Annotated in this window: 11 protein-coding genes and 3 pseudogenes; 7 read left to right on the top strand and 7 right to left on the bottom strand. The window is 70.6% G+C overall.

Features of this window, described 5'->3' with window-relative positions:
- Nucleotides 1–176 precede the first annotated feature (176 nt).
- The 3 genes from SGFS_RS03880 (at nucleotide 177) to dgoD (ending at nucleotide 3,358) form a co-directional block, all read left to right on the top strand.
- Complete coding sequence (locus SGFS_RS03880; protein ID WP_286247624.1) at nucleotides 177–1,226, top strand: LacI family DNA-binding transcriptional regulator; 1,050 nt, start codon at nucleotides 177–179, stop codon at nucleotides 1,224–1,226.
- A complete protein-coding gene (locus SGFS_RS03875; RefSeq protein WP_286247622.1) occupies nucleotides 1,223–1,990 on the top strand; it encodes an SDR family NAD(P)-dependent oxidoreductase in 768 nt (255 codons plus the stop codon). Before SGFS_RS03880 ends, SGFS_RS03875 begins: the two co-directional genes overlap by 4 nt.
- A 222-nt stretch (nucleotides 1,991–2,212) precedes the next feature.
- Entirely contained in the window at nucleotides 2,213–3,358 is a 1,146-nt protein-coding gene (dgoD, locus tag SGFS_RS03870) for a galactonate dehydratase (RefSeq protein ID WP_286247620.1), read from the top strand.
- Nucleotides 3,359–3,673: 315 nt separating this feature from the next.
- Here the strand turns inward: dgoD and SGFS_RS03865 are convergent, their stop codons facing one another.
- Complete coding sequence (locus SGFS_RS03865; protein ID WP_286247618.1) at nucleotides 3,674–4,390, bottom strand: flavin reductase family protein; 717 nt, start codon at nucleotides 4,388–4,390, stop codon at nucleotides 3,674–3,676.
- Between the two features lie 43 nt (nucleotides 4,391–4,433).
- Nucleotides 4,434–4,937, bottom strand: a complete 504-nt coding sequence (locus SGFS_RS03860; protein WP_434026151.1) for an enoyl-CoA hydratase/isomerase family protein — start codon at nucleotides 4,935–4,937, stop codon at nucleotides 4,434–4,436.
- A 191-nt stretch (nucleotides 4,938–5,128) separates the two neighbouring features.
- On the opposite strand from SGFS_RS03860, the gene SGFS_RS03855 reads away from it, so the two are divergent.
- Complete coding sequence (locus tag SGFS_RS03855; protein ID WP_434026149.1) at nucleotides 5,129–5,395, top strand: 2Fe-2S iron-sulfur cluster-binding protein; 267 nt, start codon at nucleotides 5,129–5,131, stop codon at nucleotides 5,393–5,395.
- On the opposite strand, the gene SGFS_RS03850 is transcribed toward SGFS_RS03855, so the two are convergent.
- Both SGFS_RS03850 and SGFS_RS03845 read right to left on the bottom strand, forming a co-directional pair.
- Nucleotides 5,382–6,155: a maleylpyruvate isomerase family mycothiol-dependent enzyme gene (locus SGFS_RS03850; protein WP_286247616.1), complete on the bottom strand. Its 774-nt coding sequence runs from the start codon at nucleotides 6,153–6,155 to the stop codon at nucleotides 5,382–5,384. The genes SGFS_RS03855 and SGFS_RS03850 overlap by 14 nt on opposite strands.
- Before the next feature lie 115 nt (nucleotides 6,156–6,270).
- A pseudogene (locus tag SGFS_RS03845) lies at nucleotides 6,271–6,842 on the bottom strand (transposase); the annotation flags it as partial.
- Nucleotides 6,843–7,038: 196 nt separating this feature from the next.
- On the opposite strand from SGFS_RS03845, the gene SGFS_RS03840 reads away from it, so the two are divergent.
- Nucleotides 7,039–8,310, top strand: coding sequence for an aldehyde dehydrogenase family protein (locus tag SGFS_RS03840; RefSeq protein WP_286247614.1), 1,272 nt, complete (start codon nucleotides 7,039–7,041; stop codon nucleotides 8,308–8,310).
- A 263-nt stretch (nucleotides 8,311–8,573) separates the two neighbouring features.
- Here the strand turns inward: SGFS_RS03840 and SGFS_RS03835 are convergent, their stop codons facing one another.
- Both SGFS_RS03835 and SGFS_RS03830 read right to left on the bottom strand, forming a co-directional pair.
- On the bottom strand, nucleotides 8,574–8,753 hold the full coding sequence (locus SGFS_RS03835) for a hypothetical protein (protein ID WP_286260450.1): 180 nt from the start codon (nucleotides 8,751–8,753) through the stop codon (nucleotides 8,574–8,576).
- Nucleotides 8,754–8,784: 31 nt separating this feature from the next.
- A pseudogene (locus tag SGFS_RS03830) lies at nucleotides 8,785–9,045 on the bottom strand (replication-relaxation family protein); the annotation flags it as partial.
- A gap of 211 nt (nucleotides 9,046–9,256) precedes the next feature.
- On the opposite strand from SGFS_RS03830, the gene SGFS_RS03825 reads away from it, so the two are divergent.
- A complete protein-coding gene (locus tag SGFS_RS03825; RefSeq protein ID WP_286247613.1) occupies nucleotides 9,257–11,017 on the top strand; it encodes a S8 family peptidase in 1,761 nt (586 codons plus the stop codon).
- Nucleotides 11,018–11,483: 466 nt separating this feature from the next.
- Here SGFS_RS03825 and tsaD read toward each other — a convergent pair.
- Nucleotides 11,484–12,545, bottom strand: a pseudogene (gene tsaD, locus SGFS_RS03820) (tRNA (adenosine(37)-N6)-threonylcarbamoyltransferase complex transferase subunit TsaD).
- Nucleotides 12,546–12,597: 52 nt separating this feature from the next.
- On the opposite strand from tsaD, the gene SGFS_RS03815 reads away from it, so the two are divergent.
- Nucleotides 12,598–12,780 carry a hypothetical protein gene (locus tag SGFS_RS03815; protein WP_286247612.1) on the top strand — a complete coding sequence of 61 codons (183 nt, stop codon included), beginning with the start codon at nucleotides 12,598–12,600 and terminating at the stop codon, nucleotides 12,778–12,780.
- Nucleotides 12,781–12,978: the final 198 nt, after the last annotated feature.

Raw genomic sequence — 12,978 nt, 5'->3', positions numbered from 1 at the left:
CCCGGTTTCTGGTGCTCTGGTTAGTTCTAGCGCTTATTTCCGTCTGAGGAAACCGGTTGACTGAAACTTTCGCGAACGTTAAGTTGCGTTTCCAGAAAGTGTCAAGAGGTACTTCCAAGTCACTCTCGGCCCGCGTCAGGGGGCCAGGAGGCGACATCTACCGAAGAGGGGGGCCCGTGCCGGAACAACCCGTCCGTGCCAGGCTCGTGGATGTGGCGCACGCGGCCGGAGTCTCGAAGGCCACCGTGTCCAAGGTGCTCAACGGCCGGCAGGACCTGTCCGTGCGGCCGGAGACACGCCGACGCGTCCATGAGGCCGCCGAGGAGCTCGGCTACCGGCCCCATTCCGGGGCCCGGGCCCTGGCCGGAGCCAGCACCCACGCGCTGGCCCTGCTGATCCCCGCCCTCGCCAACCCCACGTACGTCACCATCGCCCGCGGCGCCTATCAGCGTGCCCGCGAGCTGGGCTACCTCTCCCTGCTGGCGGAGGACTTCGACGGGCAGGAGGCCGACGACTCCTTCAACGACCTGGTGCAGGAGGGCAGGGTCGACGGACTGCTCATCGCCTCGGCCCGCCCCGGCCACCCCCTGCTGGACACCCTGAACCACAGTCCGGTCCCCCACGTGTTCCTCAACCGCTCCGTGGAGGGGTCCGGCCGCAACGTCACCATGGATGTCGCCCGCTCCAGCGTGACCGCGCTCGACCACCTGTACGGGCTCGGTCATCGCAGGGTCGGCCACATCGCGGGTCCCGCAGGGATCACCCCCAGCGAGGTCCGCAAGCAGGCGTTCCAGCGCCACGCCGAGGCCCTGGTACTGGACGCGGCTCCGATCGCGTCCGGGGACTTTACCGAGGACGGCGGCGGCTCCGCCGCGCGGGAGCTGCTGCGTCCCGCCGCCGGCAGTGCGCACCCGCCGGTCACCGCGCTCTACACCAGCTCGCTCGCCCAGGCGATAGGCGCCATGGCCGCGATCAGAAACCTCGGCCTCCGGATCCCGGAGGACGTCTCGGTGGTCGGCAACGACGACCTGCCCGTGGCCGCACACCTCCATCCCCCGCTGACCACCGTCGCGATGCCCCTGTACGAGCTGGGGACCGCTGCCGTGGACGCCTTGGTCGCCACCATCGAGGGCAGGCCGGTGGGAGACGTCGTCGTACCGACCGAGCCGCGGCTGGTGCTGCGCGGCTCCACGGCCAGACCCGCGGAACCAGGAGGAACGCCATGACCGTTGCCGCCGCACCGGCACGTTTCACCGGCCGGACGGCCCTGCTCACCGGGGCCGGCTCCGGCATCGGGGCGGCCACCGCCCGCCGACTGGCGGCCGAGGGGGCGTCCGTCCTCGTCACCGACGTGGACGCCGATGCCGCCCGGCGCGTGGCCGAGGGCATCCGCGCGGACGGCGGGCGGGCCCGGGACCGGCCCCTCGACGTGACCTCCCCGAGTCAGTGGGCCGCGGCCGTCGCCGAGGCCGAGTCCTGGACCGGGCGCCTCGATGTGCTCCACCTCAACGTGGGCCGCAACCTACCCGGAGCGGCGCACGAACTCGACGACGCCGCCTGGCACGACCAACTGCGGCTCTGCCTCGACTCGGTGTTCTACGGCGTCCGGGCCGGGGTGCCCCTCCTCGGGACGGTCACCGGCGCGGTGGTGATCACCTCGTCCGTGCACGCGGCCATCGGCTTCAAGGGCTTCCCCGCCTACGCCGCGGCCAAGGGCGGGATCGACGCCCTGGTACGCCAGTTGGCCGTCGAGTACGGAGGCCGGATCAGGTTCAACTCCGTCCTGCCCGGAGCCGTGGTGACCGCCCTGTGGGCCGACGCACCCGCGGAGTACAAAGCGCAGACCATCGCGCGCACGCCGGTCGGCCGGCTCGGTGCCCCCGAGGACATCGCCGCCGCCGTGGCCTACCTCGCCTCCGAGGACGCCTCCTTCGTCACCGGGCAGAACCTGCTCGTGGACGGCGGTCGCAGCATCAGCTCCCAGGAGTAGGCCCGGGGCCTCGGCTGATGGGGCCCACACCCCTGCCCCTGCCTGAGCCTGAGCCTGAGCCTGAGCCTCCGCACTCCTCGCACGCGGGCTTCCCGCGAACCAACGCCCCTTTCGTCCCGGCGAGCGGACAGTTTCCCGCGCCCGCTTTCGACCACGCCCCCCACCCCAGCCCTCAGCCCAGCCATCGAGCCGTACACAGCACAGGACCCGGAGGTCCATCACATGAAGATCACTGGATACGAACTCTTTCTCGTCGAACCGCGCTGGCTGTTCCTGCGCGTCGACACCGACGAGGGAATCTCCGGCTGGGGTGAGCCCATAGTCGAGGGCAAGGCCCACACCGTCGCCCGTTGTGTCGAGGAGATGTTCGACTACCTGCTCGGCCAGGACCCCGCCCGCATCGAGGAACACTGGCAGGTGCTCGCCAAGAGCGGCTTCTACCGCGGCGGAGTCGTCCTGAACAGCGCCCTGGCGGGAATCGACCAGGCATTGTGGGACATCGCGGGCAAGACTCACGGCGTCCCGGTCCACCAGCTCCTCGGCGGCCACGTACGCGACCGGGTCCGCGTCTACGGCTGGGTCGGCGGCGAAACCCCTGAGGAGCTGGCCGAATCGGCCGCAGAGCAGGTCGCCAAGGGCATGACGGCGGTCAAGCTGAACCCCTGCGGCCAGCTGGAGCCGCTCGCCACGCCCGCCGCGATCAACGCCATCGTGGACGGAGTGGCCGCGGTCCGCGAGGCCATCGGGCCGGAGCGTGATCTGGCGCTGGACTTCCACGGCCGGTTCAGCGGGGCGATGTCCCGTCGCGTCCTGCCCCATCTGGAGCCGCTTCTGCCGCTCTTCGTCGAAGAGCCCGTGCTTCCGGAGTTCTCCCGGGACCTCGGCGCCGTGGTGCGTTCCACATCCATCCCCATCGCCACCGGCGAACGGCTGTACTCGCGCTGGGACTTCCGCTCGGTGCTCTCCGACGGCATCGCCGTGGCCCAGCCCGACATCAGCCACGCCGGAGGAATCTCCGAGAGCCGCCGCATCGCCGCGATGGCCGAGGCGTACGACGTCCTGGTGGCACCGCACTGCCCGCTGGGCCCCATCGCCCTCGCGGCGAGTCTGCAGCTCGACTTCGCGATCCCCAACTTCCTCATCCAGGAACAGGCACTTGGCATCGGCTACGGCGACAGCAGCGGACTGCTGGACTACCTCGCCGACACGACGCCCTTCACGTTCCGCGACGGCTACATCGACCGCCCCACCGCGCCCGGTCTCGGCATCACCATCGACGAGGACGCGGTCCGGGCCGCCGCCGAACGAGGCCACCGCTGGCGCAATCCGGTCTGGCGCAACACGGACGGCTCACTGGCCTCCTGGTAGCCCGGCACAGGCTCCGGCCGGATGTCGCATCGCGCGCCTCCGGCCCCTGGCCCACGCCCGGCAGGTGCCGAGCCGTGGTCGAGGGACGTGGGGGCCGACCTGTGCGGTTGGCCTCGGCGGCCCACAGCCCACCTGGTAGCACAGGCTTGCCATCCGGCACTGGGACGTCTTCCGATTCGGCGCCGACCGGCTGTGGGGTGACGTTGTTCCATCCGCGATGCGCGATGCCCGGTGATGATGTCTGGCGAAGCCGGACGGGACGCAGGTCGATCGGCGAGCCGGTCCCCGCCGCCAGGGGCACCTCCACCCTTACTGTCAGTCGAGGGTGGTGGTGGCGCCGGACGGCGACCAGTGGGGCGTGTCGATCGGTGAGTAGTACGTGTCCTTCTCATCCAGGCGCTCCATCCGGCGTCCGGAGTGCTCCTGGAGCACCGCAGGGTCGAGCGGTGGCACGAACGCGTTGTTCACCAGGGTGTATTCGGCGGCGAGTCGTCCCACCGGAGCGATGGCACCGAAGTCGATCCGGCCGCCCACATAGAGGTCGTCCCTGATGTAGAAGCGCACCACATTGCCCCAGACGGCGTTGTTGAGTCCGTCGGGCGAGGAGAAGATGTGCTCGACGGTGCACTCGAACGCGACGGGCGCTCCCTTGATGCGGGGCGGGCGGACGGCCTCGGACGGCTCCTTCTCCAGCCCGACCGCGTCGAACTCGTCGACGTCGGGCTCGAACTCGAAGGCGCTGCGGTTCAACCCCTCGATCTGCGGCAGGGTGGCCATGTTTGTCACGAACTCGCCGGTGTCACGGATGTTGACGAAGCTGTCCTTGAGCGTGGCGCCGTCCGAGCGCGGCTGGAACGACAGCGAGATCCGGGGCGGCTTGCGTCCGACGACCGTGAAGAAGGAGATGGGGGCCAGGTTGCCCACACTCTCGGTGAACACGGTGCTCACCCAGGCGATGGGGCGGGGAATGACAGAGCCGATGAGCAGCATGTAGGCGGACTTCGCGTCCAGGTCCGCGGAATCGATGATCATGTGGTGTCCTCTGGCTGGCGGCGGGTGAGGGGGAGTGGGGGGATCAGCGGCCCTTGAAGGGGAGGACGGGCCGGGGGCGGCCCTCTTTGAGGGCCTTGGCGGCGGAGGCCAGGCCGTTCTTGACGTCCTCGGTCTCGAAGAGCGGGACGGCGAGGTCGAACAGGTGCTGGTCGGCGGCCGGGATGCCGCCTGTGGCCCAGGCGCGCAGCAACGCCTTGTGCACGACGTGCGCCCGGGTGGGGCCCTGGGCGATGCTCCGGGCGAAGGCCTCTGCCTCGGTGCGCAGTTCGGCGTCGGGGACGACGCGGTTGATGACCCCGGCGTCGGCCATGACCGAGGCGGGTACCTGCTCGGAGGTCAGTGCCCATTCGAAGGCGCGGGCCCGGCCGGCCCGTTCGGCCACGCGGTGGATGCCGCCGAGGAGGGTGACGATGCCGAGCGACTGCTCGGGATGGCCGAAGCGGGCGCTCTCGGCGGCGAGGATGATGTCGGCGCGCAGCGCGAGTTCGAACCCGCCGCCGAAGCACAGTCCCTGGACTGCGGCCACGACTGGTAGGGGAAGCTGTTCGAACCGGTTGATCGCCGCCCTGGAAGCCGCCCTGTGTCGTCCGGCCGCTGTACGCGCTGCCCACCGAGCGTTCTACCGCCGCCGAGCAGGCCGCACCGGTACGGGACACCGTCTTCGAGGTCGACCTGCGGCGCACGGGACGCACGGTCACGGTCACCCTGGGCGTCTCGGTGCTGGAGGCGGTACGCAGGGCCGGGGCGGAGGTGCTCGCCTCCTGTGAGCAGGGTACGTGCGGAAGGTGCCTCACCCCGGTCCTGGAAGGCCGTCCCGATCACCGCGACTCGCGCCTCGCCGATCACCAGAGGGCCGCGAAAGACTGCATGTTCCTGTGCGTGTCCCGCTCCTGCGGCGACCGCCTGACCCTCGACCTTGTGAGGACCCTGAGACCTCTGCGAGGCCGTCCGGTGGCAATCTGCTCGCTCTCTACGGCGCTGTGAAGAGCATCGGGAAGCGCAGGCCCAGCCACGGTTTGCGGCCCCAGACGACGACCTTGGCGCGGGCCATGACGGTGGGGGCGGTCCAGCGGCCCAGGGCGAGGAGGAGGAAGGCGACGGGGTCGATGGCTATCGTGCAATCGGGGCGCCTGGGCGGGGTGTCGGTGACCGTGGGCACGCCGTCCGCGAAGGTGACGGCGAAGCGGTCGCGGCCGATCCGCAACAGATAGCACGCATGGTGGCCGGCCGCGCCGGGGTTCACTACACGCGGCATGGCCAGTCGTATGAAGGGCAGGGTGAACGCGACCACTTCCCGGTCGACCATGTGCGGCCCGCGCAGCGCGACCGCGATGTCGTATCCGTGCCCGAGCAGGTGCGTGAGCAGGTACGAGCCCAGGGTGGCCCTGTCCATCGGCCCCATCGGCGTCAGCACCGCCTCCCGCGGACTGCAACCGGCCGCGGCCGCGACGAAGGCCCGGGCCCTGTCCGCGATCTCCGCGCCGAGGACCGCCGGATCCCGCTGCGGGAAGACGGCCAGAGCCGCACGGTTGGCCGCCGCGAGACCGCTCGGCGTCCCATCGCCGTACGGACGGTCCTCGCCCGCCCCGATGTCCGCCATCAGCTTCCCTGCCAGCGCGAGGTGCGCCGCCGCCTCCCCCACCGTCCACTCCGCGCCAGGCAACGGCGTCCGCGGGTCGGCTCCCGCCTCCAGCAGCACCGCGATCCGGTCGGCAGTGGCGACAATGGCCTCCTCGGGTGTCATGAGCACGATCGTGTACGCAGTCGGACGTCCTGTCCAGTGCCTTGTCGGTCCCGCTCCCCGCCTGGCCTGAAGAACCACTACTGACCTTTTCGGATTGTCTTCGGGCGTCTGAGGCAAGGGTCGGACCAGTTTCGGTGAGGCAGTCGTCGATGAGTTCGGGATGGCGCTGGATGTGGGCGAGGCCTCGGCGGATGGTACGGGCGAGGTGGTCGGGATCGCTGAATGCGGTGTTGGCCATCCACCCGCGCCGTAACAGGGACCAGACACCTTCCACCGGGTTCAAGTCCGGGCTGCAGGACGGAAGTTGGACGATGGTGGGTCAGTCGTGGTCGACTGCGTACTTCCTCATCCCGGCGGCACGATGGGTGTTCAAATCGTCCCGGACGACAACGATCGGGGCGCCGAGTTGCAGGTGCGCGCGGACCAGGAGGTTGCGGTAGTCCTGCCAGGCGAAACTCTTGCGTGCTCCTTTGAGGGGCGAGTGGAAGCGGGGCCGGTAGATCAGCCGAACCCGTCGCCGGGCCGGTAGCAGCACGGCGCGGCGACGGAGATCCGCCGCCGGGAGCGTCCCCGCGCTCTCACCACGGGAGTCTGCCCGCGCCGGCCCCGGGTGGGGGCGGGCGGCGTCATCGCGAATCCGGCCTCGTCCTCCAGGACGATCCAGGCCACGAGCGCCGCCGCGGTCCTTTCACCTGCGGAGGACAGCGAGAACGGGGTCACGCCCAAGCCGGTGGTCACTTCCTGACGGTGCACCCTCACTGATTCCTTCCGCCCTTGCCATGAGGAAACCGAGCGGTTTACAGTGGTCTGCGTGAGGATTGTTGAACGATCCTCCTGTCGCTCGTTTGTCGCGTATTGCGCTTGGACCGTGAAGGGGACCGATGTGAACAGGAACGAGATGAGCGTGCCCCGCTCCGTCCAAGAGGCGGTTCACGCCTGCGCCGTCCGGGCGACGCAGGGCTCGGCGGCCTTGGCCCGGGCGTCGGACGTGGAGATCGACACCGCGCTGCGGGCCATGGCGCAGCGGCTGCACACGGCAGGCGACGTGCTGACAGCGGCGAATCAGGAGGACCTGCGATCGGCCGCCTCGAGCGGGATGTCGGCGGCACTGCAGGATCGCCTGCGGCTGACCGGCCCGCGGCTGGGGGACATGGCCGCGGCGTTGCGCACGCTGGCGGACGTGCCGCACGAGCCGCGGGACACCGTCCTCGAGGAGCGTCCCGACGGCCTGGTCCTGCTGGAGCGCCGCCGCCCGGTGGGTGTCATCGGCGCGAACTTCGAGGCGCGCCCGAATGTGACACTCGACGTCGCCTCCCAGTTCCTCAAGTCCCGCAACGGCGGGGTACTGCGCACCGGTTCGGCGGCCCTGCGCTCCTCCCAGGCCTTGATCACTCACGTGATCACGCCCTCTCTCGCCGACGCGGGACTGAACCCGGACGCCATCCAGCTGGTGCCGAGCGAGGACCGAGCCGCGGCATACGCGCTGGTGTCGCTGCCCGAGACCGTCCCCCTGGTCATCCTGCGCGGCAGCGGCGACAGCACCCGAGAACTCGGCCGAGAGGCCGCCCGGCACGGTGTGCGCACGCTGGCCCACGCGGACGGCGGCGGTGTGCTCTATGTGGCCCGGGACGCCGACGAGAAGCTGGTGCACGAGTTGGTCACCAGCAGCCTGGACCGGCTGGGCGTCTGCAACCGGCTCAATCTGCTCCTCATCGACCGGGCTGTCCACGACAAGCTGCTGCCGGGCATTGTGAAGACCCTCGAAGACCTGGGTATTACGGCATCGCTACCGCCGCACGCCCACGCGCGCGGTTACGAGTGGTCTCTGGACTCCGAGCATGCGGCAACGGTGACGATCGACGAGGCGGACGGACCTGTTCAAGCCGCACGGATCGCCAACGAGGAGACCTCCGGCCTGGCCGCCGCCATCGCCACCCACGACCCGGACACCGCAGCCCAGTTCATGGACGCCTACGGTGGCTCAGGCGTCTTCTGGAACTCCACCACCCGCCTCCTCGACGGCTTCAAGCTCCTGCGCCTGCCGGAAACCGGCATCAACATCGACCGCGTCCCCGGCCCCCGCGGCCCCGTCACCTACCGAGACCTCTACCTGCGCCAGTACGTCGTGCGACCCGCGGCGTCCATGCACAGTTGAGCCGACGCCGCATCTAGGCGCGGCCAATGGCCTCGTCGTGCTTCATGTCGCCGGCACGCCGGCTGTTCTGTCCCCGAGACCCGGACGCCGCACCGCAACCCGCACCTCCCCAAGCACTACAGCCAACCGCCGATGTCATGGCCGACCGTGCCAAGTGGCGGGTGAACGTGGCCGCCATGTTCCGGAAGCGCTCCGCGAGGGAGAGAGGTGGCAGTCACCCGCCTGGAAAGGCGGTTCCAGCAGCAGCCGGAACCGCCTCCATTTCACGAGCCGGTTGAGACCGCGACCGGGTCGAGGTGCGTGCGGAACCACGACAGCGCGGCGCCGCTGGATTCCTCGAAGTGCACCTTGTAGGCGTCGAAGTGGCCGCCGGGCAGCAGCACCAGCTCTTTCGGGGACAACGCTCGCTCGAAGGCGGCCAGTTGGAGGTCGGCCGGGACCACCGTCTCGCCGGACGAGCGTGGTCTCGGTCATGGTCAGCGTGTGGCCGGCCTTCAGCCGCACGGCGGTCGGATCGGACACGGTCCTGGAGAGCCGCCGCCCGCGCATCTCGGGCCACTGGGAGGCGAGTTGCACGCCGTACGCCGTGGGGAACCACACCCGGGTCCGTCCGGCGGGCGGCAGGGTGATGCGGTCGACCAGACCCTCAACGCGCAGCCGGGCCAGCCGCCGCCGGGTCTGCTCGATACGCGCAGAGGGAGCGATCACCCGGTGCATCTTCTCGGTGGTGGCCATCCGGTACCGCGCCGGCACCCCCAGCGGGGATTTTCAGCCATGCCCCTACAACGTCGCGGCACGGAAAGGTACTTCCGTACAGGAGGACCCGTCTGACATCTTGCATCCACCACTCGTTTCGTACGGCCCGGCCGGTGCCATCAGCACGGTCGGGCCGTCTTCGGAGGACGCATTGATACCCCACATATCCAGCCGGTCCAGACGCACGCTGGTGCTGGCGGCCACGCTCGGCGCCGCCCTCGTGTTCGGCGCCCCGGGCGCCCTCGCGGGCACGCTCCCCGTCGTTCCCTCCACCGCGCCGGCCGCCAAGGCCCACGCTCCGGCCGCCACGCCGGCTTCCCAGAGTGCGGCCTGGGTGGCCGGCACGCGTGCCTACCTCGTGATCACCGCCCCCGGTGACAGTTCGGCGGTCCGCTCCGCGATCGAGGCCAACGGCGGCACCGTCTTTTCGAACTTCGACGCCATCGGCGTGATCGTCGCCCACTCGACGTCCAGCACATTCGCCGCCACCATGCGCGGCGTCGCCGGCGTGCAGCAGGTCGGCGCCACGCGCACCTCGGACGTCCCGGCCGACGCCTACACGCCGGCACTCCCGGCAAATCCGGCCCAGGCCTCGACCCCGGCCGGAGAACCGGTCCGCGCCGACATGAGCCAGATCAAGGCCGACCAGGCCTGGGCCGTGAACCCGGGCTCCGCCTCCGTCACGGTCGGCGTCCTGGACACCGGTGTGGATGACCAGCACCAGGACCTGGCGCCCAACTTCGACGCGGCTGACTCGGTCTCCTGCGCCTACGGCAAGCCCGACACCCGTGCCGGCGCCTGGCGGGACGTCGACACGCACGGCACCCACGTAGCGGGCACCATCGCCGCGGCCAAGAACGGTAAGGGCGTCGTCGGCGTGGCACCCGGGGTGAAGATCGCCGCGGTCCGGGTCGCCGAGCCGGGCAACGCCTTCTTCTTCGCCGAGAACACCATCTGCGGCTTCGTCTGGGCCGGTGACCACGGCTTCAAGGTCACCAACAACAGCTATTACACGGACCCGTGGCAGTTCAACTGCCCGGACAACATCGACCAGGCCGCCATCATCGAGGGCGTCAAGCGCGCCCAGGAGTACGCCGAGGGCAAGGGCTCCCTCCAGATCGCCGCCGCGGGCAACGAGAACTACGACCTCGCCCACAAGACGACCGACTCCGCGAGCCCGAACGACTCGACGCCGGTCACCCGCACCATCACCAACGCCTGCCTCGACATCCCGACCGAACTGCCGGGCGTGGTCACGGTCGCGGCCAACGGCACGGGCGTCACCAAGGCCTCGTTCTCCAACTACGGGCAGGGCGTCATCGACGTCGCGGCGCCGGGCAGCAGCGTGTACTCCACCGTCCCCGGCGGTGGCTACGGCAGCAAGAGCGGCACCTCGATGGCCACCCCGCACGTGGTCGGCGTGGCGGCACTCATCGCCAGCGCCAACCCGGGCATCACTCCGGCGGAGATCCGCGCCAAGCTGGCCGCCCAGGCCAACGACATCGCCTGCCCCTCGGACAGCCGCTGCACGGGCACGACGGCCAACAACTCGTTCTTCGGCGAGGGACAGACCGACGCTCTCAGGGCCGTCGGGACCACCCCGCCGCCCGGCACGTACTTCGAGAACCTCGCGGACTTCACCATCAACGACAACGCGACCGTGGAGAGCCCGATCGCTGTCACCGGCGTGACCGGCAACGCCCCGGCCACGCTCAAGGTGGGTGTGGACATCAAGCACACCTACATCGGTGACCTCAAGGTCGACCTGGTGGCGCCGGACGGCACCGTCTACACGCTGCACAACCACACCGGCGGCAGCGCCGACAACATCGCCCAGACCTACACCGTGAACGCCTCCTCGGAGGTCGCGAACGGCACCTGGAAGCTGCGCGTCAACGACAACGCCGCCTCCGACACAGGCAAGATCGACGCCTGGAACCTGACCTTCTAGCGCAGGGCCCGGCAACGCCCGCGTACAGCACGCACTGCGCCGGCGACAACTCCCCGCCCGCGGCCGCGGACAAGGCGGGCTGCGGTCTGTTCGGCCAGGGCTGCGAACTGCTGGGCGGCAGAGGGCATATGGGCCTCGGCGGCGGTGTACGCCGCGGTCGGGGCCCCCATGCCGGAGGCGTCCAGGAAGGCCGCGGACGGCCTGGGGCCGGTGTCCAGCTCACCGTGCGCCTCCCTGAGGAGCAGCAGGGCCGTGGTCGCGCTGACCGTACGGGCAGCGGGGCCGCGGCTGCGCGCGCCGCGGCCCCGAGGAGTACCAGCCGGCTCGAGCGGCGTGCCGCCGTCCCGGCCCGCGGAGGCGGCCTCGCCGCGGGAGGCCTACGCCTTGCGGTTGGCCAGCTCTCAGGGGCACGACGCAAAGACAACGTGGGCGAGGAGATCGGTGCCCTGGAAGACCCGGATGCCCATCAGGCCGCACCCGCCAGGGAGGCCGCCGGGTGCAGGGTGGCGTACTCCAGGGGCGCCGACGGGTCGATGGACAGGTCCAGCGGGGCGGGCTGCGTCCCGGCGCGTACGAGGAGGTCGCCGACGGCGGCGATCATCGCGCCGTTGTCCGTGCACAGCGACAGCGGCGGCACGCGCAGCTCGACGCCCGCCTCCCGGCAGCGTTCCTCGGCGAGCGACCGCACCCGGGAGTTCGCGGCGACCCCGCCGACCACAACCAGTGTGCCGACCCCGTGCTCGACGCAGGCCGCCACTGCCTTGCGGGTGAGTACGTCGGCGACCGCCTCCTGGAGCGAGGCCGCGCCGTCGGCGACCGGAAGCTCGCGGCCGGTGTGTCCCTCGGCCCAGCGCGCGGCGGCGGTCTTCAGTCCGGAGAAGGAGAAGGCGTACCGCTGATCGGGCGAGCCGGTCAGCGGGCGGGGGAAGGGGACCGCGCGCGGATCGCCCGCGCGGGCCGCCCGGTCGATGGCCGGACCGCCGGGATACGGCAGCCCGAAGACCCGCGCGACCTTGTCGAAGCACTCCCCGGCCGCGTCGTCGAGGGTGTCGCCGAGATGGGCGATCGGGTCACGGGCGAGGTCACGGACGAGGAGGAGAGAGGTGTGGCCGCCGGAGACGATCAGCACCATGCAGGGGCGGGCAGCGGACCGTGCTCCAGGGTGTCGGCGGCGACATGACCGGCGAGGTGGTGGACGCCGTACAGCGGGACCCCGAGCGCGTACGCGACGGTCTTCGCCCCGGCCAACCCCACCTGGGGCGCCCCCGCCAGGCCCGGCCCGGTGGTCGCCGCGACCGCGCCGACGTCGGCCAGGCGCAGCCCGGCGTCGTCCAGAGCCCGCTGGATCACCGGCCGTACGGCGTGCACGTGCGCGCGGGGGGCGATCTCGGGCACGACGCCGCCGAAGCGGACGTGCTCGTCCATGCTCGACGCCACCGCATGGCCCAGCAGCCGCCCGTCCCGGACCAAGCCCCGCGCCGGTCTCGTCACAGGACGACTCGATGCCCAGCACGATCGGAGAGCCCACACCAACCCCTTCCTGCACTAAATAAGCTATTGCGAGTAGTATGCAATAAAGGGTGGGTGATGGGTGCCCGAACGGAGGTGCAGGTCACCGCCGCCTCTGGGTCCTGCACGGCATTGCCGGGCGGCTGTTGGAGGCGGAGTCGCGGGGCCTGTGGGGGAAGCCCGAACCGGCGGTGCTGGAGGGGCTGCGGCAGGTGTACCTGGAGACGGAGGGGGGCCTGGAGGGCGGCGAGTGAGGCAGTCGCCCGCCGCCCGCCCCTATTACATGTAACTTGCAATAGCAGATCTATTGCAAGAAGAGTGGGCGCTGCGCGACACTGTGACGCGGGCGCGGGGCTTGTCCTGCCTGACACGTCCGATCCGCGGATGCCGCCCCGCGCCCCTTGTCGAGCTGCGGACCTGCCCCCTCATCCCTACAAATCGGTCTCGATCCC

The organism is Streptomyces graminofaciens, from assembly GCF_030294945.1.
GTDB lineage: Bacteria > Actinomycetota > Actinomycetes > Streptomycetales > Streptomycetaceae > Streptomyces > Streptomyces graminofaciens.
The sequence above is the reverse complement of the archived record's forward strand: the minus strand, read 5'-3'. Positions and strand labels throughout refer to the sequence as shown.

Coding starts and splice junctions, on each gene's coding strand:
- SGFS_RS03875 (WP_286247622.1), top strand. CDS start 1,223: ATGACCGTTGCCGCCGCACCGGCACGTTTCACCGGCCGGACGGCCCTG.
- SGFS_RS03865 (WP_286247618.1), bottom strand. CDS start 4,390: ATGATCATCGATTCCGCGGACCTGGACGCGAAGTCCGCCTACATGCTG.
- dgoD (WP_286247620.1), top strand. CDS start 2,213: ATGAAGATCACTGGATACGAACTCTTTCTCGTCGAACCGCGCTGGCTG.
- SGFS_RS03850 (WP_286247616.1), bottom strand. CDS start 6,155: ATGACACCCGAGGAGGCCATTGTCGCCACTGCCGACCGGATCGCGGTG.